The 25297-nt window shown below is 62.9% G+C and carries 27 protein-coding genes; 14 read left to right on the top strand and 13 right to left on the bottom strand.

Going from position 1 to position 25297, the window contains the following annotated elements; all coding sequences use genetic code 11:
* Positions 1-33: 33 nt before the first annotated feature.
* The 3 genes from BVG79_RS12750 (at position 34) to BVG79_RS12740 (ending at position 3079) form a co-directional block, all read left to right on the top strand.
* Positions 34-1623, top strand: coding sequence for a GMC family oxidoreductase (locus tag BVG79_RS12750; RefSeq protein WP_085787498.1), 1590 nt, complete (start codon positions 34-36; stop codon positions 1621-1623).
* A gap of 2 nt (positions 1624-1625) precedes the next feature.
* Entirely contained in the window at positions 1626-2459 is an 834-nt protein-coding gene (locus BVG79_RS12745) for a c-type cytochrome (RefSeq protein WP_085787497.1), read from the top strand.
* Between the two features lie 224 nt (positions 2460-2683).
* A complete protein-coding gene (locus BVG79_RS12740) occupies positions 2684-3079 on the top strand; it encodes an MgtC/SapB family protein (protein WP_085787496.1) in 396 nt (131 codons plus the stop codon).
* Here the strand turns inward: BVG79_RS12740 and BVG79_RS12735 are convergent.
* Entirely contained in the window at positions 3076-4719 is a 1644-nt protein-coding gene (locus BVG79_RS12735) for a flavin monoamine oxidase family protein (RefSeq protein WP_085787583.1), read from the bottom strand. The two genes, BVG79_RS12740 and BVG79_RS12735, sit on opposite strands and share 4 nt — an antisense overlap.
* Before the next feature lie 79 nt (positions 4720-4798).
* On the opposite strand from BVG79_RS12735, the gene BVG79_RS12730 reads away from it, so the two are divergent.
* A complete protein-coding gene (locus BVG79_RS12730; protein WP_085787495.1) occupies positions 4799-5599 on the top strand; it encodes a nitrilase-related carbon-nitrogen hydrolase in 801 nt (266 codons plus the stop codon).
* Here the strand turns inward: BVG79_RS12730 and BVG79_RS12725 are convergent.
* From BVG79_RS12725 to BVG79_RS12710, 4 genes are read right to left on the bottom strand one after another with little or no spacing between them, the layout of a single operon-like run.
* Positions 5574-6932 (bottom strand): hypothetical protein, encoded by a 1359-nt coding sequence (locus BVG79_RS12725; protein ID WP_085787494.1) that lies wholly within the window; start codon positions 6930-6932, stop codon positions 5574-5576. The two genes, BVG79_RS12730 and BVG79_RS12725, sit on opposite strands and share 26 nt — an antisense overlap.
* A 6-nt stretch (positions 6933-6938) precedes the next feature.
* Positions 6939-8156: a pyridoxal phosphate-dependent aminotransferase gene (locus tag BVG79_RS12720; protein WP_085787493.1), complete on the bottom strand. Its 1218-nt coding sequence runs from the start codon at positions 8154-8156 to the stop codon at positions 6939-6941.
* Positions 8157-8168: 12 nt separating this feature from the next.
* Positions 8169-9155: a D-2-hydroxyacid dehydrogenase gene (locus tag BVG79_RS12715; protein ID WP_085787492.1), complete on the bottom strand. Its 987-nt coding sequence runs from the start codon at positions 9153-9155 to the stop codon at positions 8169-8171.
* 10 nt (positions 9156-9165) lie between these two features.
* Complete coding sequence (locus tag BVG79_RS12710; RefSeq protein ID WP_085787491.1) at positions 9166-10425, bottom strand: NAD(P)/FAD-dependent oxidoreductase; 1260 nt, start codon at positions 10423-10425, stop codon at positions 9166-9168.
* Positions 10426-10643: 218 nt separating this feature from the next.
* Between BVG79_RS12710 and BVG79_RS12705 the strand changes: the two genes are divergently transcribed.
* The 8 genes from BVG79_RS12705 to BVG79_RS12670 all read left to right on the top strand — a co-directional run bounded on the left by BVG79_RS12705 (position 10644) and on the right by BVG79_RS12670 (position 18608).
* Positions 10644-11573, top strand: coding sequence for a LysR substrate-binding domain-containing protein (locus BVG79_RS12705; protein WP_085787490.1), 930 nt, complete (start codon positions 10644-10646; stop codon positions 11571-11573).
* Positions 11574-11727: 154 nt separating this feature from the next.
* Positions 11728-13215: an ABC transporter substrate-binding protein gene (locus BVG79_RS12700; protein ID WP_085787489.1), complete on the top strand. Its 1488-nt coding sequence runs from the start codon at positions 11728-11730 to the stop codon at positions 13213-13215.
* A gap of 67 nt (positions 13216-13282) precedes the next feature.
* Complete coding sequence (locus BVG79_RS12695) at positions 13283-14203, top strand: ABC transporter permease (protein ID WP_085787488.1); 921 nt, start codon at positions 13283-13285, stop codon at positions 14201-14203.
* Positions 14203-15156 (top strand): ABC transporter permease, encoded by a 954-nt coding sequence (locus BVG79_RS12690; RefSeq protein ID WP_085787487.1) that lies wholly within the window; start codon positions 14203-14205, stop codon positions 15154-15156. Before BVG79_RS12695 ends, BVG79_RS12690 begins: the two co-directional genes overlap by 1 nt.
* Positions 15153-16142, top strand: a complete 990-nt coding sequence (locus BVG79_RS12685) for an ABC transporter ATP-binding protein (protein ID WP_085787486.1) — start codon at positions 15153-15155, stop codon at positions 16140-16142. Before BVG79_RS12690 ends, BVG79_RS12685 begins: the two co-directional genes overlap by 4 nt.
* The gene (locus tag BVG79_RS12680) at positions 16139-17119 is read left to right on the top strand and encodes an ABC transporter ATP-binding protein (RefSeq protein ID WP_085787485.1); all 981 of its coding nucleotides are present in this window, start codon (positions 16139-16141) and stop codon (positions 17117-17119) included. The genes BVG79_RS12685 and BVG79_RS12680 overlap by 4 nt, the downstream gene beginning before the upstream one ends.
* Positions 17116-17856 (top strand): sulfite exporter TauE/SafE family protein, encoded by a 741-nt coding sequence (locus BVG79_RS12675; RefSeq protein ID WP_085787484.1) that lies wholly within the window; start codon positions 17116-17118, stop codon positions 17854-17856. The genes BVG79_RS12680 and BVG79_RS12675 overlap by 4 nt, the downstream gene beginning before the upstream one ends.
* Entirely contained in the window at positions 17856-18608 is a 753-nt protein-coding gene (locus BVG79_RS12670) for an SDR family NAD(P)-dependent oxidoreductase (RefSeq protein WP_085787483.1), read from the top strand. Before BVG79_RS12675 ends, BVG79_RS12670 begins: the two co-directional genes overlap by 1 nt.
* Before the next feature lie 39 nt (positions 18609-18647).
* Here the strand turns inward: BVG79_RS12670 and BVG79_RS12665 are convergent, their stop codons facing one another.
* Complete coding sequence (locus BVG79_RS12665; RefSeq protein ID WP_085787482.1) at positions 18648-19037, bottom strand: YbaN family protein; 390 nt, start codon at positions 19035-19037, stop codon at positions 18648-18650.
* Positions 19038-19131: 94 nt separating this feature from the next.
* On the opposite strand from BVG79_RS12665, the gene BVG79_RS13760 reads away from it, so the two are divergent.
* Positions 19132-19326 (top strand): hypothetical protein, encoded by a 195-nt coding sequence (locus BVG79_RS13760; protein ID WP_236951486.1) that lies wholly within the window; start codon positions 19132-19134, stop codon positions 19324-19326.
* A 45-nt stretch (positions 19327-19371) separates the two neighbouring features.
* Complete coding sequence (locus BVG79_RS13755; RefSeq protein WP_236951485.1) at positions 19372-19683, top strand: hypothetical protein; 312 nt, start codon at positions 19372-19374, stop codon at positions 19681-19683.
* 10 nt (positions 19684-19693) lie between these two features.
* On the opposite strand, the gene BVG79_RS12655 is transcribed toward BVG79_RS13755, so the two are convergent.
* The 7 genes from BVG79_RS12655 to BVG79_RS12625 are packed head-to-tail and all read right to left on the bottom strand — an operon-like array spanning position 19694 to position 25226.
* Positions 19694-20440 carry a hypothetical protein gene (locus tag BVG79_RS12655; protein WP_085787481.1) on the bottom strand — a complete coding sequence of 249 codons (747 nt, stop codon included), beginning with the start codon at positions 20438-20440 and terminating at the stop codon, positions 19694-19696.
* Positions 20437-21366: a sugar kinase gene (locus BVG79_RS12650; protein ID WP_085787480.1), complete on the bottom strand. Its 930-nt coding sequence runs from the start codon at positions 21364-21366 to the stop codon at positions 20437-20439. The genes BVG79_RS12655 and BVG79_RS12650 overlap by 4 nt, the downstream gene beginning before the upstream one ends.
* Position 21367: 1 nt before the next feature.
* On the bottom strand, positions 21368-22288 hold the full coding sequence (locus tag BVG79_RS12645) for an NAD(P)-dependent oxidoreductase (protein ID WP_085787479.1): 921 nt from the start codon (positions 22286-22288) through the stop codon (positions 21368-21370).
* Positions 22285-23013: an amino acid ABC transporter ATP-binding protein gene (locus tag BVG79_RS12640; protein WP_085787478.1), complete on the bottom strand. Its 729-nt coding sequence runs from the start codon at positions 23011-23013 to the stop codon at positions 22285-22287. Before BVG79_RS12640 ends, BVG79_RS12645 begins: the two co-directional genes overlap by 4 nt.
* Positions 23014-23071: 58 nt before the next feature.
* Positions 23072-23869: a transporter substrate-binding domain-containing protein gene (locus tag BVG79_RS12635; protein WP_085787477.1), complete on the bottom strand. Its 798-nt coding sequence runs from the start codon at positions 23867-23869 to the stop codon at positions 23072-23074.
* A 30-nt stretch (positions 23870-23899) separates the two neighbouring features.
* Positions 23900-24556 carry an amino acid ABC transporter permease gene (locus BVG79_RS12630; RefSeq protein ID WP_085787476.1) on the bottom strand — a complete coding sequence of 219 codons (657 nt, stop codon included), beginning with the start codon at positions 24554-24556 and terminating at the stop codon, positions 23900-23902.
* A gap of 1 nt (position 24557) precedes the next feature.
* Positions 24558-25226, bottom strand: coding sequence for an amino acid ABC transporter permease (locus BVG79_RS12625; protein ID WP_085787475.1), 669 nt, complete (start codon positions 25224-25226; stop codon positions 24558-24560).
* Positions 25227-25297 lie beyond the last annotated feature (71 nt).

Raw genomic sequence — 25297 nt, 5'->3', positions numbered from 1 at the left:
ACCACAGATTTTCAGCTAGCGAAGGCAAGCAACATGGCTGATTTTGATGCCGACGTGATCGTCATCGGTTCGGGCGCGGTGGGAAGCAACGCCGCCTACGAACTGGCCAAAGAAGGTATTTCCGTTATTTTGATGGAGGCAGGCCCCCGCCTGCCGCGTTGGAAAATCCTGGAAAACTTCCGCGCCTCGCCCCGCAAGGGCAACCACAACGACCCCTATCCAAACCTGCCGTGGGCGATCAATTCGTTCACCGAAGGCTATCTGGAACAAACCGGATCATTCGATCTTATGCCCGGCATGCTGCGCCTGCTGGGCGGCACCACCTGGCACTGGGCGGCAGCCACTTGGCGCTACACGCCCGAAGACATGAAGATCAACACTCTCTATGGTGTCGGGCGCGACTGGCCTATGGAATACGACGAGCTTGAGCCCTTCTACGGCTTGGCCGAGGAAGAGCTGCGCGTCGCCGGTTCCGATAGCGAAGACCAGAATGGTCACGGTCGGGATATGCAATATCCGCCGCGTTCAACCCCTTATCCCGCACCGCCCGAGGCCGAGACGTATTACTTCAAACGTTTGAAAGAGCGCCTGTCCCCCGAGGGCTACCACTTCATCCACGAGCCGAACGCCCGTCCGACGATCAGCTTGCAGGGCCGTCCGGCCTGTACCGGTAACAACAACTGCATGCCTGTGTGCCCGATTGGCGCAATGTATTCGGGCAATATGACAGCCGAGAAAGCCGAGGATGAAGGCGCACAAATCCTGACCGAGGCCGTCGCCTACAAGTTGGAAACGGGCGAGGGCGACAAGATTGTGGCCGTCCACTACAAGTCGCCCGATGGTGAAAGCCACCGTCTGACGGCCAAATACTTCATCGTCGCAGCGAACGGCTACGAGACGCCCAAGCTGCTGATGATGTCGGATGTCGCCAATTCGTCGGACCAAGTCGGCCGGAACCTGATGGACCACACCGGTATGGGCCTGCAATTCTTTGCAGACGAAGCCCTGTGGCCGGGTCGTGGCCCCGTACAGCAAGGCGGTATCTTTAACTGGCGCGATGGCGACTTCCGAAAGGATCACGCCGCGATCAAACACTCGCTGTCGAACAACGTGCCCAACAAGGTCGTGACCGAATACCTGCTGAAGCAGGGCGTCGTCGGATCTGAACTGGACGAGCAGATCCGCCACCTGTCGGCCCGATTTGTCGATGTGTCGACCGTGTTCGAAATGCTGCCGCACCCCGAAAACCGGTTGCAGCCGCACCCGACGCGCGTCGATGCGCTGGGGATTCCGACCCTCACGATCCACTACGACGTGGATGATTATGTGAAGGCCGCTGTTCCGGTCGTGAAAGCCGACTATGCCAAGTTCGTCGAGGTTATGGGCGGCACCGTCTATGACGATGACACCGGCTTCCAGAACCGCGACCACATCATGGGCACCGTCATCATGGGCGACAGTGCGGATAATTCGGTTGTGAACCACGAATGCCGCACTTGGGACCACGAAAACCTGTTCCTTGCGACCACAGGCGTGATCCCTGCATCGGGTCTGATCAACCCGACGCTGACGGCTGTCGCGCTGGCGATCCGTTCGGCCCAAATCATCGCGAAGGAGATTTGATCATGAAAAATCGTGTTCTGATCGCTTTTGCCGCTGGGACCGTTTTGGCTGCGCCTGTCATGGCCCAAACGACCGACGCGTCGGTTTTGGATGCCGGCCGCGCCTTGGTTGAAACCCACAACTGCACGGGCTGCCACACCGAAACACTGGGCGGCCAATTCTTTGGCGGCTGGTACGTGCCGAACATCTCCTCGGACCCGATTGCCGGTATCGGCGGTTGGACCATTGAAGAGCTGGTCGAATACCTGCGCGATGGCAGCACCGCCAAAGGGCAAGCAGCTGGGTCGATGGCTGGTGTTGTGGGCAGCGTCACGCGTCGCATGACCGATGACGAATTGACCGCGCTGGCGACCTATCTGAAGTCGACTGACCCTGTGTCCGATCCGGATGTAAAGCAGCCTGCGTTCAGCTTTACGACCGCGCAACCGGCTTCGGTCATCTCGCTGGATCCGGCGATCGACCAGTCAAACCCCGAAGCCAAGGTCGACCTGTCGACCACCGACGGGGCCGAGCTTTATGTCGCGGCCTGCGCAACCTGTCACATGCCCAACGGCGAAGGCACGGCTGACCACTTCTACCCGTCGCTGGTTGGCAACGGCCGTATTGGTGGCCACACGCCGAACAACCTTGTGCAAGTCATCTTGCATGGTGTGACGCGCGACAGCAACCGCGGCTTCCCCGTTGCCATGCCGGCCTATGCGGCTGACATGAACGACGAACAGATTGCCGCCGTCGCGAATTACGTGTTCGCGCGCTTCGGCAACCCCGACCTTAGCGTGACGGGCGACGATGTGGCCCTGCTGCGCGACCGCAAAAATCTGCCGGGCCAGGAATAATTCTGTCCTAGCAATTACCGTTCACGGTAACGAAAGGGATCGGGCGCAAGCCCGGCCCTTTTTTGCTGCAAAACCTTGTGAATTTGCCATCATATCCACGCATTACCGGAGAGGGCCATGATCGACACGGTTGCTGCCGTTTGGGACGATGTCGCCACATCCTTCACCGCGACGCGCCCCGAAGTGGCTTTTTTCGGCTGCTGATTGCGGGGGCGCTTGGCGCGATGATCGGGTTTGAGCGCGAGGTGAACAACCGCCCCGCTGGCCTGCGCACGCATATCCTCATTGCCGTGGGCGCGTGCCTGTTCGCCTTGGTCGCGTTCGAGTTGATCGACGTTGTCCAGCGCGATGCGACCGCCGTATCGGGCGACCCGCTGCGATTGATCAGCGCCATCACGTCGGGCGCGGCGTTTTTGGCGGCGGGGTCGATCATCACCAGCGGGGGCCGCGTGCAGGGGCTGACAACCGGCGCGGGCATGTGGATGGCCGGGGCCATCGGGCTGGCCTGCGGCATCGGGCGGATCGGGCTGGCGGCCATGGCCACCGTTTTGGTGCTGGCGGTGCTGCTCGCGCTATCGCCGCTGAAACGCAAACTGGGCCAGCCCGATGACGACGATTAATCCGGCAATGTGACGGGGCCGAGCTGCGGGTAAAGATCACCGGGGCCCGGGTTTTCGGGGGCGCTTTGCCCGCCGAAATGGGTCATGATGCCCCAAACCGCATTCAGGGCCGTCTGCACGGCCCCCTCGACCCACGCGGGGGTAAAGCTGACACCGTCGCCTGCCATGAAAATACCGCGCTGTGCGGGGGGCATATCGGCCTGCATGAAATGGCCGAACATACGGCAGTTATAGCGGTAATGGCCAGGCAACGCGCCTTTAAAGGCGCCAAGGAAGTTCTCGTCCGCCTCCCAACTGACACAAACGGGGTTGCCGCGGATGTGGCTGGCAATATCGACGCCGGGGTAGATCTTGGCAAGCGCATCAAGTGCCAGCTTCACGCGCGCCTCGGCCCCGATGGGCAGCACTTTCAGCGCATCGGTCATCCACGCATAGGATAAGCAAATCACGGCGGGCTGGTCAGGGCCGTTGTCAAAGAAATAGGTGCCGCGCGTGATACGGTCGGTCAGCGTCATCGACAGTAGTGGCTGGCCGGTGGTTGGGTTGATGTCGTGCCAGAAGGGGCGGTCGACCATGACGAATGTCTTGGCCGCCTGCATATAACGGGTGCGATCCAGCGCCATCCACAGCTTTTGGCTGAAAATATCCTCGTCCACTTGGATCGAGGTTGTTAGCAAGTGGCTTTGGCACGTCACCAGCACCGCGTCATACGCGTCGCGGTTGCCCCATTGGTCGGTCACCGCGAACCCCGTGCCGCTGCGGGCAATGCCCACGGCGCGGCTGCGGGTCGCGCCGCTGTTCAGACGCTCCAACGTCATATCAGCGCCCCAATGGGCGCAGTTGGCGGGCGTGCGCCACAGGCGGTGCAGCACGTTTTCGACGCCGCCTTTGATGTAGAACTGGTTGTCGTCCAGCTCGGTCAAGTTCACGCGCAGGATCTCGAGCATGGAATTGGGAAAGTCGGAATCCCACCCGCCGGTGCCGAAGCCGACCTGCCCGAAAACCTCGCGATGGCGAAAATCAAGCGCGCTGAAAGCCGATGATGTTGTGACGAAATCATAGAATGTCCGTTCGTCCCACGCAGCAACCAACGGATTCCAAAGGGCTTTCACCGCTGCACTGTCCCGCGCGCGGATCGCGTCTTGCAGCGCCGAAAACTGGGCACCTTCCTCGAGCGCGCTGGCGTAGGCCGCCGCAACATCGGCATAGAGGGGGGGCAGGTCATCTTTCGTGCGGGCGAACAGGGTCTCGCCCTCGAGGTCGATGACGGTCGACCCTGCGGCAGATGTCAGCGGGTTCGGGAAAGGGGCGGTTTCGCTGCCAGTCGCGGCTACATAATGGTAAAACGCGCGCGACGAGATGGGGAAACGCATCCCGCCCAGTTCAGCAATAACGCCGTCGCTGCCTTCGAAAACCTCGGACCGCAGGCGGCCCCCGAAGCGGCCGGATTCATAGATGATCGGCTGCAGCCCAAGGCGCATCAACTCGTACCCCGCCGTGATGCCTGCCGCCCCTGCGCCGATGATGGCGACACGCTTGCCGTGAGCCTGCGCCGGGATCCGCCCAAGGCCCGCCGGATGGGTCAGCCAATCGTCATAGGCGAAGGGAAAGTCGGGGCCGAATGCGGTAATATGTGACATGATCGCTGCTTTATCTGGCGTTTTCATGACTATAGCCTGTTTGCGCCGTCATGCTATGGTGAAAGAAAAGAGGGTGGGAATGAAGCTGGGCGTCTACCAATCCGCGCCGACAGATGGTGACACTGCGGGGACCTTTGCAACGATCGCTCGCGTTTTGGCCGATGCGGCAGGGCAGGGTGCTCAGATGTTACTGCTGCCCGAGCTGATGCTGCCGGGCTACAACCACCCCGCGCTGCACGCCATCTTGGCGCAGTCGCAGGGTGGCCCTTGGATAGCCCAGTTGCAAAGCATTGCGGCCGCTGCTGGGTGTGGCATCACGCTAGGCTGGGCTGAGCGCGCGGGGACGGCCGTCTACAACGCCGTCACCGCCATCGGCCCCGATGGCAAATTGCTGGGCCACTACCGCAAAATCCAGCTGTTCGGCGCGATGGAGCGCGCGAGCTTTACCCCCAGCGACGACGGCTACGTGACGTTTGATCTGCACGGGCGCCGCTTTGGCTTGCTGATTTGCTATGACGTCGAATTTGCCGCCCACGCCGCCGCCCTGCGCGATCGCGGCGCCCGCGTGATATTGGTGCCGACGGCCAATCCGGCGGGCTACGAACACGTCCAGCGCGTCTTGGTGCCCGCCCGCGCGTACGAGGCGCGCGCCATTATCGCCTATGCCAATTTCAGCGGTGATGACGCTGGGCTGCACTTCGGCGGTGGCTCGTTGGTCGCAGGGCCGGATGCTGGCGTGATGGCCAGCGCCCCCGCCGATGGCCCCGCCCTGCTGGTCGTGGATCTTGCGGCAGCAGATGCCATCGATGGCGCGCTTTTGTCGACGCAAGATGCAGATTACCGACCGCAGCACGCTACCCCGCCCCGACAAGAAAACTGACCACAACCGCGCCGATCACGGTCAGCACACTGCTGAACCCAGGGTTCCAGCGCCGTGCGGCGTGCGGCGCGCTGACCCCGCAAGCGCGGGCCAACAGCAGGTTCATAGCACTGACGGGCGAGACTGCGATCGCGCTGGCCCAGCCAACGGCCAGCACCAACCCCAACGCCAGCGGATGGTCTTGCCCCAAGGGGCCGGTGCCGAATATCTGCGCTGCGATCACCACAACGATGGAATTGGGCAGATACAGCGCCGCGCTGAGGGGGATGAGCACCAATAGCCCCAACAACACGGGCAGCGTGCCCGCGCCTGCGCCAAAACTTCCCGCCCCCAAATGCGCTGCCCCCACCAATGCGGCGATCATGGTGCCTATGACGTTGGCGGCCATGAAAATGGCGCCCTCGCTGCGCATATCGCCCAGACCTGATACCGCTTTTTGATAGGCGCGCAGGCGGGTGCCGTCGCTGGGCGGCGAGGCCTCGGCCAGCAGCCAAATGGCTGCAAAGGCGGGCAGCACGGTGATGGACGCGATGGTAAAGCTCACGCCGGCCCAATGGTGTAGCAGCAGTGTCAGCGCCAGAACCAGCGCGCAAATCAGCAGAACCTGCAGCAGCGCGCGTGGTGACCGTGTGCCGGGTTGCTGGGGCAGGTGGGCGATGGTGGCCTCGGGCGGCAGCAGCGGCCAGCGGGCGGTGATGGCCAGCGCCACAACTGTCGTCGCAGCCGCCAAAGCCAAAAATGCGGTGGGGTTCAGCGCCGGAATGCCCGCGATGACGATGGCAAACCCGATCCCGAGGGGTGACCAAATCGACACCAGCGCGGCCCCGCGCATCGCGGCGACGACCATCGCGCGGCGGGTGGGGTCGGTGACATGGGCCTCGTCCGGGCGGCGCATCAGGTCGCCGATCATGGTGATGATGCCGACGTTGAACAGCAGCGCCAAGCCCATCGCCCCCGCATTCAGCGCGCCATACCGAAAGCGCGGTGTAAAGCTGGTCAGATAGCCCGCCGCATCTTGAACGCGGGGCGATCGGCGCACGGGGTGGCGCAGTAGTGCGATCACGGTCATCAGCGCGGCAAAGCCGACACCCTGTGCCATCGCGCGCGCCAAGGCTTGCGGCCCGTCCGGCAGCGCCATCAAGACAGCGCCAGCCAAGGCCGCCAAGGGCAGAAACAGCCGGGCCAGCCCCAGCAGACGGGGGTAGTGGGCGGTCACATCCACCAGCATCAGCCCCGCAGCCAGCAGTACCAGCGCATCGCTGCGCAGGTAGCTGCCCAGCAGCAGGCACGCCAGCATGGCCAGTTGCACGGCGTTTGCCCAACGCGCGGCCACGGGGCGTCAGGCCCGTGTCAGGGTGCTGCAGGCGGCTGCAATGCGGTCCAGCGCCTCCTCCAGCTCGGCCATGGCGGTCGCGTACGAGATGCGGAAATAGGGTTGCAGCCCGAACGCCGCCCCCGGCACCGTCGCGACATAGCTGCTCTCCAACAGCCAGCTGCAAAAGTCGCGATCGCTGGCCAGCACGTCACCGCTGGGGGTGCGTGCGCCGATCAGGCCCGCGCAACTGGCAAAGGCATAGAACGCGCCTTCGGGCTGACGGCAGGTGATGCCATCAATCGCATTGAGGCGCTGGACGACCAGGTCGCGGCGGGCCGCAAAGCTGGCCGCGCGGGCGGCAACTTCGTCCTGCGGGCCGTTCAGGGCGGCGACCGCAGCCGCCTGCGCCATCGAGGCGGGGTTGGATGTCGCCTGCGATTGCACCACCGCCATCGCCTTGATCAGCGCGGCAGGGCCTGCGCCATAGCCGATGCGCCAGCCTGTCATGGCATAGGCCTTGGACACGCCGTTGACGATCAGGCAGCGCGGGCGGATGGCGCTATCGACCGCGACGGGCGAGACGCATTTGAACCCGTCGTATGTAATGTGTTCATAGATCTCGTCCGTCATCAGCCAGACCTGAGGGGCAGTTTTCAGCACATCGATCAGCGCCTGCAGTTCGGCAGCGTCATAGGCCGCGCCTGTGGGGTTCGACGGGGTATTCAACATCAGCCAACGCGTTTTGGGCGTGATGGCGGCTGCCAGCGCGGCGGGTTGCAGCTTGAACCCGACGCTGTCATCGCAGGGGATCAGCACCGGAACGCCGCCCGCGATTTTGACGATTGCGGAATAGGTTGTCCAATAGGGGGTGGGGATGATCACCTCGTCGCCGGCGTCCAGCGTGGCCATCATGGCATTATAGATGATCTGCTTGGCCCCTGCCGCCACGGTCACCTCGGCGGGGGTGTAGGTCAGGCCGTTTTCGCGCTGCAGCTTGGCGCAGATGGCGGCTTTCAGCGCAGGGGTGCCGTCAAGGGCGGTGTATTTGGTATCGCCCCCTTCGATGGCCGCGACGCCTGCGGCTTTGACATGCAGCGGCGTGTCGAAGTCGGGCTCGCCCGCACCCAGCACGATCACGGGGTGTCCCGCATCGGCCAGCGCCTTGGCACGGGCGCCGATGCGCAGGATTTCGGAAACGGCCAGCCCCTCGAGGCGGGCGGCGGGGCGGAAAGTGTCGGTCATCGCAGCCCCCGTTTAGACGATGCGGTTGTGCAGCGCGCTGCTGCCCGCCCACAGGGTTTCGAGGTTACGCGTCAGAATTTCCAGGACGTTCCGCTCGTAAACTTGCGTCTCGCCCGCCGAATGCGGGGTCAGAACGACGTTCGGCATGGCCCAAAGGGGCGAGTCAGCGGGCAGCGGCTCGACCGTGGTGACATCCAACCCCGCGCCGGCCAAACGGCCCGCTTGCAGCGCGGCGATCAGGGCGTCCTCGTCAACCACGGGGCCGCGCGCGACGTTGATCAGATGGGCGGTCGGCTTCATCGCGGCCAACACGTCGGCGCTGACAAGGCCGCGCGTCTCATCCGTCAGGGGGCAGGACAGCACCAGCACGTCGGCGCGGGGGGCGATGTCGCGCAGGGCGGTGAAGGGGAAGACCTCGTCCGCAGCGCCTGCACCCTTCGCGGTGTCGCGGCGCACCCCAATCACGTGCATGTCGAACGCCTTGGCCAGCTTGGCAATGCGGTCGCCAATATGGCCGGTGCCGACGACGACCATGGTCTTGCCGGGGGTTTCATCCTCGCGATCGGCAGGGTTGCGCTGTTCAGGGCGCCAGTGGGTGGCAGACTGGTTGTCGCGCGCGCTGGCAATGCGGCGGGTCAGCGCCAGCATCAATGCCATGGCATGGTCGGATACGGCGTTCTTGTTCACGCCTTGCCCGCTGGCCAGCAAAATACCTTGATCCTGAAACGCCACCAGATCGTATTGGTTCGTCCCCGAGCTGACCGATTGCAGGTATTTCAGCCGCGTTGCATGGGGCAAAAGGTCGTTCTTCCACAGTCCTGATACGACCAGCACGTCGGCCTCGGGCAGCTTGTCTTGCAGGTCGGCGTAGGTGGCGACCTGCATCGTTTCGATATCGGGCGAAATCCCCGCAAAGATCGGCTTCATGTCATAAGCCCCATGCGCAAACAGGATCCGGATCTTGTCGCGCGTGGGGATCAGGGCTTGGGTGTCGGTCATGGTGGGGCCTTTAGCGAAAGCGGGTGGGGGAAAACGGCTGCGCTGCCAGTGGCAGCGGCGACGCGGTGATCAGCGCCGCGACTTGCGCGGCGGTAACGGGGGCGGCGGCCAGCCCGACGTGGCCGTGGCCGAAAGCGTGGATGACCTGCACACAGCCGCGCGCGGGCCCGATGACCGGCAACCCGTCGGGTGTTGATGGGCGGTGGCCCAGCCAGCGAGTCACTTCGGTCGGCTCAAAACGCAGCTGCGGGTAGGCAATCTGCATATTTTTTAATAAGATATCGGCGCGCTTCCAGTTGGGCGCGGCTGTCGGCACGGCGATTTCCACTTGTCCCGCCGCGCGCAGCCGCCCTGTCAGCGGCGTGTTGGCCATCTTCCCTTCGCTCGGCATCACGGGGCGGGTCGGGCCACCGCGCGCATGCGGCACTTCGACATGATAGCCGCGTTCGGACACTAACGGGATCCGATCCCCCAACTGGCGGGCGAGTGCGGCGGATTGGTAGCCGGCTGCGATTACGGCATGTGTGCATGCGACAGGGCCAACTGTTGTTTCAACGGCTTGCAAACCGCTGCCGCGCACGAACCCCGTCGCGCGGGCCTGCACAAATTGTGCCCCGCGCCCCTCGGCTGCGGCGACCAGCGCGGCGACATAGGCACCCGGGTCGGTGCAATGCGCGCCTTCCTCGACCACCGCGGCAAAGGCATAATGGGGGCTTAGCGCAGGCTCGAACGCGCGCAGGGCGTCGCCCTCGACCTCGCGCCACTGCAGGCCGTTCGCGCGCCGTAGCCGCCACGCCAGCGATTCTGCCGTGAACGCCGCGCGGTCGGGGTAGGCGTAGAGCAACCCATCGGTGCGGATATAGTCGGATAGCCCGTGGCGGGCGGCCAGCGCGCTGTGGCGGGCGGGCCCGTCATGCAGCAGCGCCCAAAGCGTTGCCGCAGTCTTGGTCACGCGTTGCTCGGTCGCGCCGGCGGCCAAAAAGCGGACAAGCCACGGCAATAGGCGAGGCAGGCTGGCCCAGCGAATGGTCAAGGGGCCCATCGGGTCCAGCAGGTAACGGGGCACGTTGCGCCACAGCCCCGGCATCGACATCGGGATGATCGAAGCGGGGCTGATGAAGGCGCCATTGCCATAGCTGGCCGCTTGCGCATCACCAGCGCGCGCAGGGTCGATCAACGTAACGCGCACCCCCTTGTCCAGCAGGGCATGGGCCGTTGCCGCACCAACGATACCTGCCCCGATGACCGCGACATGTGCTGTCTGTGGCATGACTGCCCCTTTTGACTGCATCCCTGATTTTGGCGTTGCGGGCTAAATCAGGGGCCTTCACTTCATTTATGCTTAAATTCACATCTTACGGCTGCAAATTAGGGCGGAATTTAAGCGGTTCTTGTGGGGCTAATCCTAGCGCCGCCAGTGCCCAAGGCGGAAACCTTGAAAAGTGGTTGGACCATGACTTTTGATCATAGCGATCAGGAGACTTGCCCATGCGCCGATTCCTCCCCTCGCTTTCGGCCTTGCAGGCCTTCGATTCAGCGGCGCGGCAGCTTAGCTTTACGCGCGCGGCTGAGGACCTGATGCTGACACAAAGCGGTATCAGTCGGCAGATCACCAATCTGGAAAACTACTTGGGCGTGCGCTTGTTTGAACGCACCGGGTCCCGGCTGGTGTTGACCGATGCCGGGCGATCATATGCAGCGGATGTGCGCCAAACCCTCGACCGGCTTGAGGAGGTGTCGATCGATGCCGTGCGGGGCCGCAAGGCCGACACAGGGCTGGTGCTGGGCGCGCATCCCACATTCGCGCTGCGGTTTTTGCTGCCGCGCTTGCGGGCTTTTGGCGCCGCGTTTCCTGCCACCCCGCTGGAGATCGCGGCGCTGCCCCAAAACGTCGACCCCGCCGCGATCGAGGCTGACATAGCCATTATGCGTGGATCTGGTAGCTGGCAGGGCACACGCACGCGCGAATTTTTTGCCGAAAAGCTGGTCGTTGTCGCCAGCCCCGCATTCGTCGCGCGCTTCGCCCCGCCAGCGGGCGAAATCGACTTTGCGCATCTGCCCACGCTGCAAAATGCCAGTCGACCCAGCCTGTGGCTGCAGTGGTTACGCATGTCGGGCGTGGCCCATCAGGGGGCCATTGCCGGTCTGCGCCTGCCGCAAAGCCAGATGCTGATCGCCGCCGCGCAGGACGGGCTGGGCCTTGCGGTTCTACCGCTGCACTACGTGGCCGATGCGCTGCGCGACGGCAGCTTGGTCGCGCCATTCGGCCCGCCGGTTGCCTCGGGCGAGTCGTACTGGATCGTCACACCCGAATCCAAAAGCCACCGCGCGGCGCTGCTGGATGTGCGCGATTGGCTGCTGCGCGAAGCCGAGGGCATGACCCGTGCAATGGCCGCCCTGCATGAGTTTAAGTCATGATAGATACACTATAACGGGCCTCCCGCCGCGGCGGGGGCCCTTCTAGGCTGCAGCCAGAACCATGCCCGCATTCCATTTCAAAACACACAATCGGTGAAAAAAGGCGGCACTGAATCCGCACACAATCGCACCGACCTTTCAACAGGGGAAATGTATGACCTTCACGACTTTTGCCCGCAGTATCGGGCTTGCGGCCTTCCTGTCGACGACGGCCCTCGGCAGCAGCGCTTGGGCGCAGTCGATCGCCATCGCTATCGGATCGGAACCCTCGACACTTGATCCGCAGCTGCGTGACGACGGTGGCGAGCGGATGGTAAACGACAATATTTACGAAGCCCTGCTGGCGCGCACCCCCGAGGGCGAGTTGGTGCCCGGCCTTGCCGCCGCGCTGCCCGAACAGCTGGATGCGCTGACATGGCAGTTCAAGCTGCGCGATGGCGTCACTTTCCACAATGGCGCGCCGTTCAATGCGGCCGCGGTTGTCGCATCGGTCGCGCGGGTTATTGATCCGGCCAACAATTCCGAACAGATGGCGTATTTCGGCACCATCGCGGGGGCCGAGGCGGTCGATGACCTGACCGTGAATATCACCACGACCGGCCCCGACCCGATTCTGCCCTCGCGGATGTATTGGATGAAGATGATCGAGCCGGGCCATGCCGCCACCGGCGATATCGCCAGCGAAGCTGTCGGCACCGGCCCCTACAAGCTGCAAAGCTGGAGCCGCGGCACCGATCTGGTCTTGGTCGCCAACGCCGACTACTGGGGCGGCGCACCCGAAATCGACGAGGCCACCTACCGCTTTGTGGCCGAGCCGGGCACCCGCCTGTCGGGGCTGATGGCGGGCGAGTTTGATGTCGTCACCGCCCTGATGCCGGAATTTACCAGCGCCGTGCCGAAGTTTGCCGCCGTCGCGGGCCTTGAAACATCGGTTTTCGTGGTCGGCACGGATAACGAGGTGACGGGCAACCCGCTGGTGCGCGAGGCGCTGAATCTGGCGATTGACCGCCAGGCGATGGTTGACAGCCTGTTCATGGGCTATGCGCAAATTGCCAAAGGTTCGCACATCAATCCCGCCGCATTCGGCTTCAACACCGCGTTGGATTCCTACCCCTACGACCCCGATCGCGCCCGCGCCCTACTAGCCGAGGCCGGAATGGAAGGCGCTCCCATTACCGTCGTCGGCGAATCCGGCCGCTGGCTGAAAGACCGCGAGCAGATTGAGGCCGTTGCCGCCTATTGGGCCGAGATCGGGTTGAACGTGACAACGGATATTCAGGAATTCTCGGTCTACCTTGATAGCCTGATGGGCAGCGGCCCGCGCCCCGACGCGATCTTCATCGCCAACTCGAACGAGCTGCTGGATGCCGACCGCGAAATGTCGTTCATCTATCATATGGACGGCGCCGCAGCGTCGAATTCCGATGCCGAAATGGCCGCGATGATCGATGCCGCCCGCGTCGAAACCGACGTCGAAAAGCGCCAAGCGATGTATGGCGAGATCCAGCAGCACGCGCACGACCTGAACTACACCGTGCCGCTTTTCAACCTGCAAGACATCTATGGCATGTCGACGCGGATGGAATGGCAGCCGCGCTCGGACGCCAAGCTGATCATCGCGGAAATGACAGTCAGCGAGTAAAAAAGCTGGTAGCCCGCGTGCGGGCTACCGTCCTCGCCCACCAAAATCTTACTACAGGACCTGCCTCGTGTTGGACTTCATCCTTCGTCGACTGCTGCAAGGTGTGCTTGTCGTCTTTGGCGTGACGACGGCCGTTTTTCTGGCTACCCGCACCTTTGGCGATCCGGTGGCGCTGATGCTGCCACTGAGCGCGACGGCCGAACAGCGCGCGGCCTTCGCCGCGCAACTGGGGCTGGACCAACCGCTGCCCACGCAATTCGCTCGCTTCTGCTGGGACATCCTGACGTTGAATTTCGGCGACAGCACATGGCAGCGGCGGGCGGCCGTTGACGTGGTGTTCGAACGGTTGCCGTTCAGCCTGATGTTGATCAGCGCGGGGCTGGGCGTTGCCATCATTCTGTCGGTGCCGCTGGGGGCGATTGCGGCCCTGCGTCCGGGCGGGGTGGTTGACCGGCTGACAACATCGGTGGGGCTTTTGGGGCTGGCCATGCCGCAGTTCTGGGTGGGCTTGATGGCGATCATGGTCTTTGCCGTCTGGCTGAAATGGCTGCCCACATCGGGGGCAGGGTCAGTCTGGCACCTTGTGCTGCCTGCCGCCACAATGGCATTGGCGCCGCTGGCGCGCTTTACCATGATGGTGCGTGCCAACATGATCGAGGAACTGAACAAACCCTATGTCAAAACCGCCCGCGCCAAGGGGCTGAGCTTGCCGCGCATCCTGCGCATTCACACGCTGCGCAATATTTTGGTGCCCTTCATCTCGATCGCGGGGTGGGAATTCATCACGGCGCTGTCGGGCTATACGGTGGTGATCGAAACCGTGTTCGCCTGGCCCGGGCTGGGCAACACCGCCGTGCAAGCGATCAAGCGCGGCGATCTGTTTCTGATGCAGGCCATTGTTTTCATCATCGCCGGTCTTATCGTGGTGATCAGCATCTTGCTGGACATCATCGCCAAATCGGTCGACCCGCGGATCGAGTTGAACTGATGGCAGCCGCGCTTTTCACCCGTTTCAAAGCGTTCTGGCTAGAGCTTTGGGCCGACAAAATGGCGGCTTTCGGGCTGATCGTCATCGTCCTCATCCTGCTGACCGCGCTGTTTGCGCCGCTGCTGGCCCCCTATGATGCCAGCGCGCAGGCCCTGACCAGCCGCCTGACGCCACCCGTTTGGCATGAGCGTGGCAGCTGGGCGCATATTCTGGGCACCGACAATTTGGGCCGCGATGTCCTCTCGCGGTTAATATGGGGCGCGCGGGCAACGCTGATGATCGGCATTCTGGCCAGCCTGATCGCCGCGACCTTGGGCACCTGTATCGGGCTGTGGGCGGGCTATGCAGGCGGGCGGACGGATTCCGTGCTGATGCGACTGGTGGACATTCAGGTATCATTCCCCGGTATCTTGCTGATTTTGCTGATTGTCGGGGTCATCGGGCCGGGGGTGTGGACGCTGGTTATCGTACTGTCCATCACCAACTGGATGGTGTACGCGCGCCTTGTGCGCGGCATCGTATCGGCTACGCGCCAGACCCCTTATGTCGAGGCGGCCGAGGTGATTGGCTGCAAACCGGCCCGCGTCATCTTCAAACACATCCTGCCGAACCTTGTCTCGCCACTTCTGACGCTGTTGATCTTGGAATTCACCAATATCGTACTGGCCGAGGCTGCGGTCTCATTCCTCGGGTTCGGGGTGCAACCGCCAGCAACGTCATGGGGCCTCGATGTGGCGTCGGGGCGCGACTACCTGTTTATCGCGTGGTGGCTGGTCACATTCCCGGGCCTTGCGATTGTCGCAACCGTGCTGTCGATCAACCTGTTCGCCAACTGGCTGCGCGTCACCACCAACCCCGAGGAGCGCGAGAAACGCTTTGCCCGCAGCTTGACGGCCCGCCGATGCAAGATCGCCCCTTCCGCCACAAAGACCCCCACAAAGGACAGCGCATGAGCCATCCCCTGTTGCAGGTCGACAATCTGGAAGTCGCGTTTGATACGCGCGACGGTACCGTCCACGCGCTGCGCGGCGTAAACTTGACGCTGGCGCGCGGCGAGACGCTGGGCATCGTCGGTGAAAGCGGGTCGGGGAAGTCGGTCACTGCCCAAGCCATCATGGGTTTGATCGACGTGCCGGGCCGCGTCACCGGCGGCACGATTTACTGGAAAGGGCAGCCGATCATCGGGGCAGGGGCAGCGCGCCACCAACATGGCGTCTGGGGCAAGGACATGACCATGGTCTTCCAGAACCCGATGACGTCGCTGAACCCGCTGATGACCATCGGGGCGCAAATTGGCGAAGTGTTGCAGCTGCATCTGGGCATGACCACCGAACAGGCGCAAGCCCGCGCGGCCGAGCTACTGAGCGCCGTCGGCATTTCGGGGGCACAGCGGCGGTTGGGGCAGTTCCCGCACGAATTTTCTGGCGGCATGCGCCAGCGCGTGATGATTGCCATGTCAATCGCCTGCAACCCCGATCTGGTCGTCGCGGATGAGCCTACGACCGCACTGGATGTCACCATTCAAGCGCAAATTCTGGAATTGCTGGCCGCCTTGCAGGACCGGATGGGCCTGTCGATCATCCTGATCACGCATGATCTGGGGATTGTCGCGGGCCTGTGCCACAAGGTGGCGGTCATGTATGCGGGTCAGATCATCGAAGCCGGCCTTGTCGACGACATATTTGGCGCGCCAGCGCACCCCTACACGCAGGGCCTCATCCGCTCGACCCCGCAGCTGGATGTTGACGAAGACCGGCTTGTCTCGATCGAGGGGACACCCCCCGGCCTGCGCAACCCGCCGCAAGGCTGCGCTTTTCTGGCGCGTTGCCCGCTGGGCGATGACGGCTGTCGCGCACCGCAAACCCTGCGGCCCCATGGCAATGGCATGGTGGCCTGCCGCAAGGCCGGACAACCCGCATGGGAAGGTGAGCAAGTATGAGTGACACGACACTTTCCGTTGCGGGTCTGTCGATTGATTACCAGCTATCAGCCGGTGGATTCTTGCGTAAAAAGCGCAGCGTGAACGCGGTGACGGACGTCTCGTTCGACATTGCACCGGGCGAGACCTTGGGGCTGGTCGGCGAAAGCGGGTCAGGTAAGACCACCGTGGGCCGTGCGATTTTGCGGCGCCTGCCCAGTTCCGACGGGCGCATCATATTCGAAGGCCGCGACATCACCCACACCAGCGGCGAGGCGTTGCGCAAGCTGCGCGCCCGTATGCAGATCGTCCTGCAAGATCCGTACACGTCGCTTAACCCGCGCATGAAAATCGGTGACATCGTGGCCGAACCGCTGATCGTGCACGGACTTGTCGCGGGCCCCGACGAGGCGCGCAGCGTTGTGCAGGACCTGATGGACAAGGTCGGCATGCCGCGCGATGCGGTCGATCGGTTCGCCCATAGTTTTTCTGGGGGGCAGCGCCAGCGGATCGGTATTGCCCGCGCGCTGGCACTGAAGCCATCGCTGATCGTGGCGGATGAACCGGTGTCTGCGCTGGATGTTTCGGTCCGCGCGCAGGTGGTGAACCTGATGCAGGACCTGCAGCGCGAGCTCGGCATCTCGTTTCTGTTCATCGCGCACGATCTGGCCATTGTCCGGCATATCTCGCACCGCGTGGCGATTATGTACGCGGGGCGCATCGTCGAAATTGCCCCGCGCGCCGACATCTATAGTCGCCCCATCCACCCCTATACCAAGGCACTACTATCGGCCGTGCCCGTCGCAAACCCGGCTGTGCAGCGCACGCGGCGGCGGATCGTGCACCCGGGCGAAAGCGTCGATTTAGCGAACCCGCCCAGTGGGTGCCGCTTTCACCCCCGCTGCCCGTTGGCCAGCGAGAAATGCCGCATTCAAGCCCCGCCGTTGGTGCGCAAAGATGGCGACCGCTTCGCGGCCTGCTGGAACGACGGCCTATGACACTGGAATTTCTGCTGGGCTGGACGGGCTTTGCCGCCATTGTTGCTGTTTTCATCGCCGGTGCCGTCCAAGGCGTGACGGGTTTCGGCTTCAATATGCTGGCCGCGCCGCTGCTGGCCGTCATCAGTCCCGTTTTCGTTCCGGGGCCGATGCTGGTGATGGCGGGGGCAGTCTGCATTGGCGCGACGCTGCGCGATTGGCGCGATGTCGATTGCAGCGATCTTGGGTTTTCGTTGCTGGGCCGGTTCGTTGCGGCCATCGGCGCGGCGCTGGCCATTGGCACCCTCAGCCCACACGCATTTTCGGGCGTCTTCGGTCTTGCCGTGCTGCTGGCCGTTATCCTTAGCCTTTTGGGTACGACATTCAAAGCATCGCCGGCCAGCTTGTTCGGCGCAGGCGCTGTTTCGGGCTTCATGGGCACGCTGACATCCATCGGCGCGCCGCCCATGGCGCTGGTGTACCAAAATGCGCCGCCCGCCCGCATGCGCGCCACGCTGAACGCATACTTCTTTGTCGGCTCGCTGATCTCAATCGCGGCCTTGGCCGCAACGGGCGGCTTCGGGCGCGACGATCTGGTGCTGGGCGCATTCATGACGCCATTTGCAATGCTGGGCCTGCTTGCATCGGGCTTCGCGCGGGGGCTGTTGACGAAGGCGCGGGTTAAGCCGCTGATCATCGCGATATCATTCGTGTCAGCCCTTGTTTTGCTGGCCCGCGCTTGGAAGGGATTACTGTAATGGAACCGATCACGCTGATTACGGGCGCGGCAACGGGGATAGGCGCGGCCATCGCGCGGCGTATCGGCGGCCCCGACGCGCGGCTGATACTGCACACCGGCAGCAATACTGCGAGCCTGAATGCCTTGGCCGATGCGCTGCGCGCTGACGGCGCAAGTGTGGTCACCATGGTCGGCGATCTGGCCGCCCCACAAACCGCACCGGCGTTGGTCGCACAGGCCATCGCCAGCTTCGGCGGGCTCGGGCGCATTGTGTCTAATGCGGGCAGGGCGCATCGGGCCGATATTGGCGACCTGCAACCCGAGGATCTGGAAGCCGCCTTCGCGATTATGCCGGTCGCTTTTCTACGTCTGATGACGGCGGCGCTGCCACATCTGAAGACTGCTGATAACGCGCGCGTCGTGGCCATAAGCAGCTTTGTCGCGCACGGGTTTGGGGTGAACGACATGTTGTTTCCCGCCTCCAGCGCCGCCAAAGCCGCGCTAGAGGCACTGGCCAAGACGCTCGCTGTCCAGTTAGGCCCCGATGGCGTCTGCGTGAATTGCGTGGCGCCCGGTTTCGTGCGCAAAGACGCCGGCGGCCACACCGCAACGCCCAGTGCCGCGATGGAACGCACCGCCCAAATCACCCCTAACCGCCGCTTGGGCGAGCCCGCCGATATCGCCGAAATGGTAGCGTTTTTACTGTCGCGCGGCGCGCGGCACATTACGGGGCAGACCATACACGTCGACGGCGGCCTGCTGCTGGCCTAGATATATATTACATAAGATAAATTATAGGATAACTGTGCATTAGTTTCGCGGCAGCGGCCGGGTTACGATCCACATCGCGATGGCTGCCATCGGGATTAGCACCCCAATCGCCAGCAGCCAACCAGGGCGCGCGCCCCAGAAGAACAGAGCGTAGCCCAAGGTTATGCCCCCCACCGCGAAGTACTTTGCCCGCAGCGGGATGGCTCCGTCTTTGCGCCACGCGCGCAATGTGGGGCCAAAGCGTGGATGGTTCAGTAGCCATGCCTCAAGCCGCGGCGACGAACGGCCGAAACACCATGCCGCCAAGATGAGGAAAACTGTCGTCGGCATCAACGGTAGCACGGCGCCGATTACCCCCAACACCACCATAAGGCAGCCGAGCACAAAGAAGCCGGCCTGACGGGCCGTAAAACGGGGGCGATTTGCCATGGGTAACCTGTCGTTTCGCGGGATGGGGCTTGGCGTTGTTATCATAAAGTGCACGCTTGGCCAGCCTGCCCATTACACCGCCAAAGGACAAAAGATGACGACACCCGACCTTGCGCACGCCCACGCACTCGCCGCTGCCCCAGATGCCGCCGCTAGCGTTTTCGCCTATGTGTTGGAGGGTGCCACAGCTTGCGCCCCGTCGGGCCTGACAACGGCATCGGTCTACGATTTGACGAACATGCGCATCCGCCGCGTTTATTCCGACAATGCGGATGCCTACCCTGTCTAGAACTTCAAAATACTTCTAAAGAACGGTCACTATCATACTGTTTTTATGGATAAACGCCTGTTCGTATCCCACACGCTAGTCGAATTCACAGCTGCGTTTTTCGATTGCGAGAAGATTGAGGCACTGGGATTTACCGCGAACATGAACCTGCCAGCGGTAGCGGATGGGCGTGTCGTCAGCACCCTCAATCTGCTGGGGCGTACGGGTGATTACACGCCCGAAGTTGTCGCCGCCGCAATGGCATGGCAGCCCGCGCTGACGCTGGCGTTTCTAAAGCTACAGCTGGAAGACATTGCCAGCGCCACACTTCATTCCGGCATACGTACCCCACAAAATGCCGGTATATTAGAGGGTTAAATGCCGTTCATTATGCGGAATATGAGAATTTAGCCGAAACACTCGCCCCGCCCCCTAGCGCCGATGCGGTTTCAATGCCTGCCATCGCGATAGGCCCGATCCGCGCGCCGCTGATGATGACAGTGCCCGCCACCAGCGGCAGCCCGTGAGCTACGGCGTGACCCGCGAGCCAGTGGATAAAATCGATTTGTTCCGCCAACGTCGGCACAATCTCGACAGTGTCGGGGGCATCTGCGCCACGCGTCAGACTGAGGCCGAGCGGGCGCTGCAAGGCGGACTCCCAATCTGCAATCGCATCGCCCAGCACAATCGCCGCCGAGCTAAAGCTGTCGGCCAATGCGGTCAAAGGGGTGATTGCACTTCGATCGGCGAAGCGTGAGGCAACGATTTCGAAAGCCAGATGCACAGCACCGACCGCCGCGACAACCTCATCAAGGGTGCAATCGGCGGGCAGGTCTTGCGCAAGGACGAAGGCCGTTTCCACCTCGATCGCCGCGTCGTGCGGCAGGCCGGCGACATGCCCGCCATTGGGGTACAGGATCGTCACCGGCATCGCGCCGGCTTGCCGGTCGACGCCGCCCATCATCGCCATTTTCCAGCAGGCGGGCCCGCCCAGCGTGCGCATCACATGGCCTTGCACGGCATAGGCGGCAACGACATCCGTCGGCGGCGGTTGCAAACCTGTGGCGCGCGGCTGGCCGTTACGCGTGGCGACAAGCTGGGCGGCGGCGATTTGGGGGTCGAATGTGGCGGTCATTGTGTACCTGAGGCGGCAAAAGGCATAGCGGCGCGCGGCATGATCGCACCGGGGTAGCAGACAACCTCGGCAGCCAAAGCGGCAGCACGCGCGATGGCATCGTCGATGCTGAGGCCCGCCTTGCGACCAGTCAGCCACGCGGCATTGAAACTGTCGCCTGCACCGGTGGTATCACACGCGGCGCGCGGTTCGGCGATGGCTATAGCGCGGGCCGTATCCTGCCCAGCCGCGCGATAAAGCACGTCACCGCCGCCTGTCGTCAGCACGATTTCGGCTTTGGTCAAATGCATCAGCAAAGCCAATGCCTCTTGCGGGTCATCAGTACCGAAAGCACCGCTCATGTCGTCCAGCGAGGGAAGAACCAGCGTCGCGACGCCGGCAGCCTTCCCGATGACCTCTGCGGCCGTTGCCGCATTGGGCCAAAGACGCGGGCGGTAATTGGTGTCGAGCACGATTTGCGCGCCTGCCGCACGACGCGCGGCGAGTGCAGCCAGTAGCGACGCACGACCCTGTGGATGCAAAACAGCTAATGTAATGCCGGACAGAAACAACGTATCAGCTTGTTCCAATGCAATAATTTCCGACTGGTCGCTGAATAGCCGCCGCGCGGGCGCCTGATCGCGCCAGTAGGTAAAGCTACGCTCGCCCGTGCTGTCCGTGGTGATAAAGCTAAGGCCCGGGCGACCGCCTACTTCGCGCTGGCACAAATCAACCAAACCTTCATCGACCATGATGCTGGCCAGGTAATCGCTCATCTTGTCATCGCCGAGGCGCGACAGATAGCCCACCGCACCAGCTGGCGACAAGCGCGCCAAGTAGATCGCGGTGTTCAGCGTGTCGCCACCCGCCAAGCGGTTGAAGCGCGCGGGATCATCCGCCGGGTTGGTAAATTCAACCAGCGGCTCGCCAATGCACAGAAAATCCATCCTAACCCTCGTACTTGCTGGGCAGCGGCTGACCCGCCGTATAGGCGGTGATGTTTTTTAGCACCAAAGTCGCCATGGCACGGCGCGCGTTTTCGGTGGCTGATGCGATATGCGGCGTCAGCACCGTGTTGGGCGCGTTCAGCAGCGCATCGGGCACCTGCGGTTCATCATCGAACACATCCAGCCCCGCGCCCGCGATAGTACCCGCGGCCAGCGCAGCCGCCAATGCGGGGGTGTCGACCACCGGCCCGCGCGCGACGTTGACCAAAATTCCCCGCGGGCCAAGGGCCTGCAACACATCGGCATCAACCAACCCGCGCGTATCGGGGCCGCCTGTGGCGGTGACAAACAGCACGTCACAGCTTTCGGCCAAGGCCACCGGATCGGCCTCGAACGTATCGGGGGTGCCCGCTTTTTCGGCGCGCGCAGTGTAGAAAACCTGCATGCCCATGCCGCGCAGCAGGTCGGCCAAACGCCGCCCGATGCGGCCATAGCCCAGAATGCCTGCCCGCCCCTCCAGCACAGATTGGCCAAGGGCCAATTTGCCGCCATCGGCCCACGATCCGGCACGGACAAAACGATCACCTTCGGCGATCCGCCGCCCTGTCGCCAATGCCAGCCCCAAGGCAAGTTCGGCAACAGCCAGCGAAAGCACATCAGGCGTCGTCGTGACGGCGATGCCGCGGCGCTTGGCCTCGGCCAGATCTACGGCATCTACGCCCACACCATTGACGGCGATCAACTGCAGCGCGGGCAGTTGATCCATCTGGGCCTTTGATATGCCGACAGCGCCGTTGGTCAGCACGATCTCGGCGGACGCTGCGGCGGCGATGTCGGCGGTTACGTCGTAATCAGCCGCAAGCTGCGCCGCCATATCGGCAGGCTTCATCGCGGCAAGGGCCAGAATCTGCTTGCGTGTCATGCGATCTGCCCCAGGAATGTCTGCAGGCGCTCGTTCTGCGGGTTACCAAAGAAGGCGTCGGGGGCGTTTTCCTCGACGATGACGCCCTTATCCATGAAGATCACGCGGTCGGCGACGGCACGGGCAAAGTCCATCTCGTGCGTGACGCACAGCATCGTCATCCCCTCGCGGGCAAGGTCGATCATGGTGTCCAGCACCTCTTTGACCATTTCCGGGTCAAGCGCGCTGGTGGGTTCGTCGAACAGCATGATACGTGGCTTCATACACAGGGCGCGGGCGATGGCCACGCGCTGCTGCTGGCCCCCCGAAAGCTGCGCGGGATACTTGTCGGCCTGTTCCGGAATTTTGACGCGGGCCAGATAGCTGCGGGCGATTTCTTCGGCCTCGGCCCGCTTCATCTTGCGGCTTTTCATCGGGGCGAGGATGCAGTTTTCTAGCACCGTCATGTGCGGAAACAGGTTGAACGACTGGAACACCATCCCGACATCCTGCCGCACCGTCGACAGATTCTCGTGCGACAGCGGCACACCGTCGACGACAATTTCGCCCGACTCGATCGGCTCCAGCTGGTTAATGGTGCGGATCAGCGTCGATTTGCCCGACCCCGAAGGCCCGCAAATCACGATCCGCTCGCCCGGGGCGACGGTCAGGTTAATGTCGACCAGCGCGTGATAGGTTCCGTAGAACTTGTTGACGCCGCGCATGGTGATGGCGTGTTGGCTCATGCAAAATCCCCTAGAAGCAGGGCGGCCGCAAAGGGAGCGGCCGCCACCCGTCTACAGCTTATTCAGCGTTTTTAACGAAATCGGGCAGATCTTCGCCCAGCCACGTCTGGTATAGCCCGTCGAACGTGCCGTCGGTGCGCGACGCCACCACAAACGCGTTGATTTCGGCCAGCAGAGCATCTGATCCAGGCGCGACTGCGATGCCCTGCACTTGGCTGGACAGGTCGAACTTCTTCTCGAACCGGCCACCGGCCACGCCCGAAATCTGCGTGAAGACCACGTTCGACAGGCCAATCGCTTGCACTTGGCGCGACATCAGAGCCTGCACGGCGCTGGCGTCATCGTCAAAACGGCGGATTTCGGTGCCTGCGGGGGCAACTTCGGTCACGCCGATGTCTTGGGTCGATGCGCGAGCGACCGCGACGGTTTTGCCGGCCAGATCAGCCGCGTCGGCGATCTGCACATCGGTGCCGCCGTAAACGCCGATTGCGATCCCTGCATAGGGGGTCGAGAAATCGACACGTTCCGCGCGCTCGGCGGTGATGCCCAGCGATGCAACCAGCAGGTCAACCTGACCCGACAGCAAGTAAGGGATGCGGTTCGGGCCGGTTACGGGCACGATCTGCACGTCGACACCCAGATAGCTGGCCAGCGCTTTGGCCACATCGGCATCATACCCGCCGGGCTGGCCGGAAGCATCCAAAATGCCAAAGGGCGGAAAGTCGACCATCATCCCGATCCGGACGCGGCCGGCATCTTTGATGGCTTGCAGATCAGCCGCAAGGCTGGGTGCGGCGAAACCGGCCAGCAGGGTGCTGGCGGCAAGGGCAGTGAATAGGCGACGGGTCGTTTTCATGTTTCTCCTCCTCAGAAACAGGTGACGAAATCAGCGTGTTATCGCGCGGCGCATCCGCGATTCCATATGGCGCGCGATCAGCGACAGCGGCCAGCACAACACGAAGTATAGCGCAGCCACCGTGCCAAACACCAAAAACGGCTGGAACGTGGCGTTGTTGACGATCTGACCGGCGCGCGTCAGTTCGGTAAATCCGATGATCGACGCCAGCGACGTGCCCTTGATTAACTGCACCAAAAACCCGACCGTCGGCGCAGTTGCGACACGCAACGCCTGCGGCAGCACGACATAGCGCATGCGGTGGGTGTAAGACAGCGAAAGGGCGCTTGCGGCCTCGGATTGGCCGGTCGGCACCGACTGGATCGCTCCGCGCCAAATCTCGCCTAGATAGGCGCTGGCATGCAGCGTCAGCGCAACGGCGGCGGCCATCAGCGGGTCAATCGGCAGGCCCGCGACAGTCAGGCCAAAGTAGACCAGAAATAGCTGCATCAGCAACGGCGTGCCTTGAAACACCGCGATAAAAGCCTGCGCCACGCGTTGTAGAAGCGTGTTTTGCGCCGTGCGTGCCAGCGCAATCAGCATCCCCCCGATCGCGCCGCCCACAAAGGCGATTGCCGACAGGATCAGCGTCCAACGGATCGCGCCGACAATGAACAGTACATCGCTAGATGAAAATTCACGGATCATGTCAGCGGCTCGCAGGATAGTGGAAGAACACACGGCGCAGCGCGCCGAACAGCCCCGAAAACGCCAGCGCCAACAAGAAATACATGATCGTCAGCACCAGATAGACCTCGAAGCTGGCGAAAGTCGTAGCACTCAGGTCGGCCCCTGCTGCCGCAAGATCGGTCGCCGAGATGACCGAGACCACGCTGGATGTCAGCATCAGGTAAATGAACTGGCTGGTCAGCGAGGGATAGATATTGCGCAAAGCGGGCTTCAAAATCACGTAGCGCAGAATTTGCAGCGGGTTCAGCGCCAGCGCGCGGCCTGCCTCGATCTGGCCGCGCGGCACAGATTCAATCCCCGCGCGGATGATCTCGGTGCCATAGGCGCCCACGTTGATCACCAACGCCACCAAGGCCGCCGTATTGGGTGACATGCTGAAGCCGATGGCGGGCAAACCAAAGAAAATGAAGAAGATCTGGATCAGGAACGGCGTGTTGCGGATCACCTCGACGTAGACATCGACGATCCAACGCAGCGGAACAAAACGCGAGGTTTTCGCAACGGCCCCCACGATGGATACGATCAGCCCCAGCACCATCGCCGTCAGCGACAATTGCACCGTCAGCCATGCGCCTTGCAGCAGCATATCCATATTATCGAACACGGGCCGGAAATTGAATTGATACATCTGCCCTCCCCTGCGGATGTGTCTCTTCCTATATAGAACGATCTAAATTGAGGGCACCCCCGCTGTCAAGC

Origin of the sequence: Ketogulonicigenium robustum (assembly GCF_002117445.1) — a bacterium.
Taxonomy (GTDB): Bacteria; Pseudomonadota; Alphaproteobacteria; order Rhodobacterales; family Rhodobacteraceae; genus Ketogulonicigenium; species Ketogulonicigenium robustum.
The sequence above is the reverse complement of the archived record's forward strand: the minus strand, read 5'-3'. Positions and strand labels throughout refer to the sequence as shown.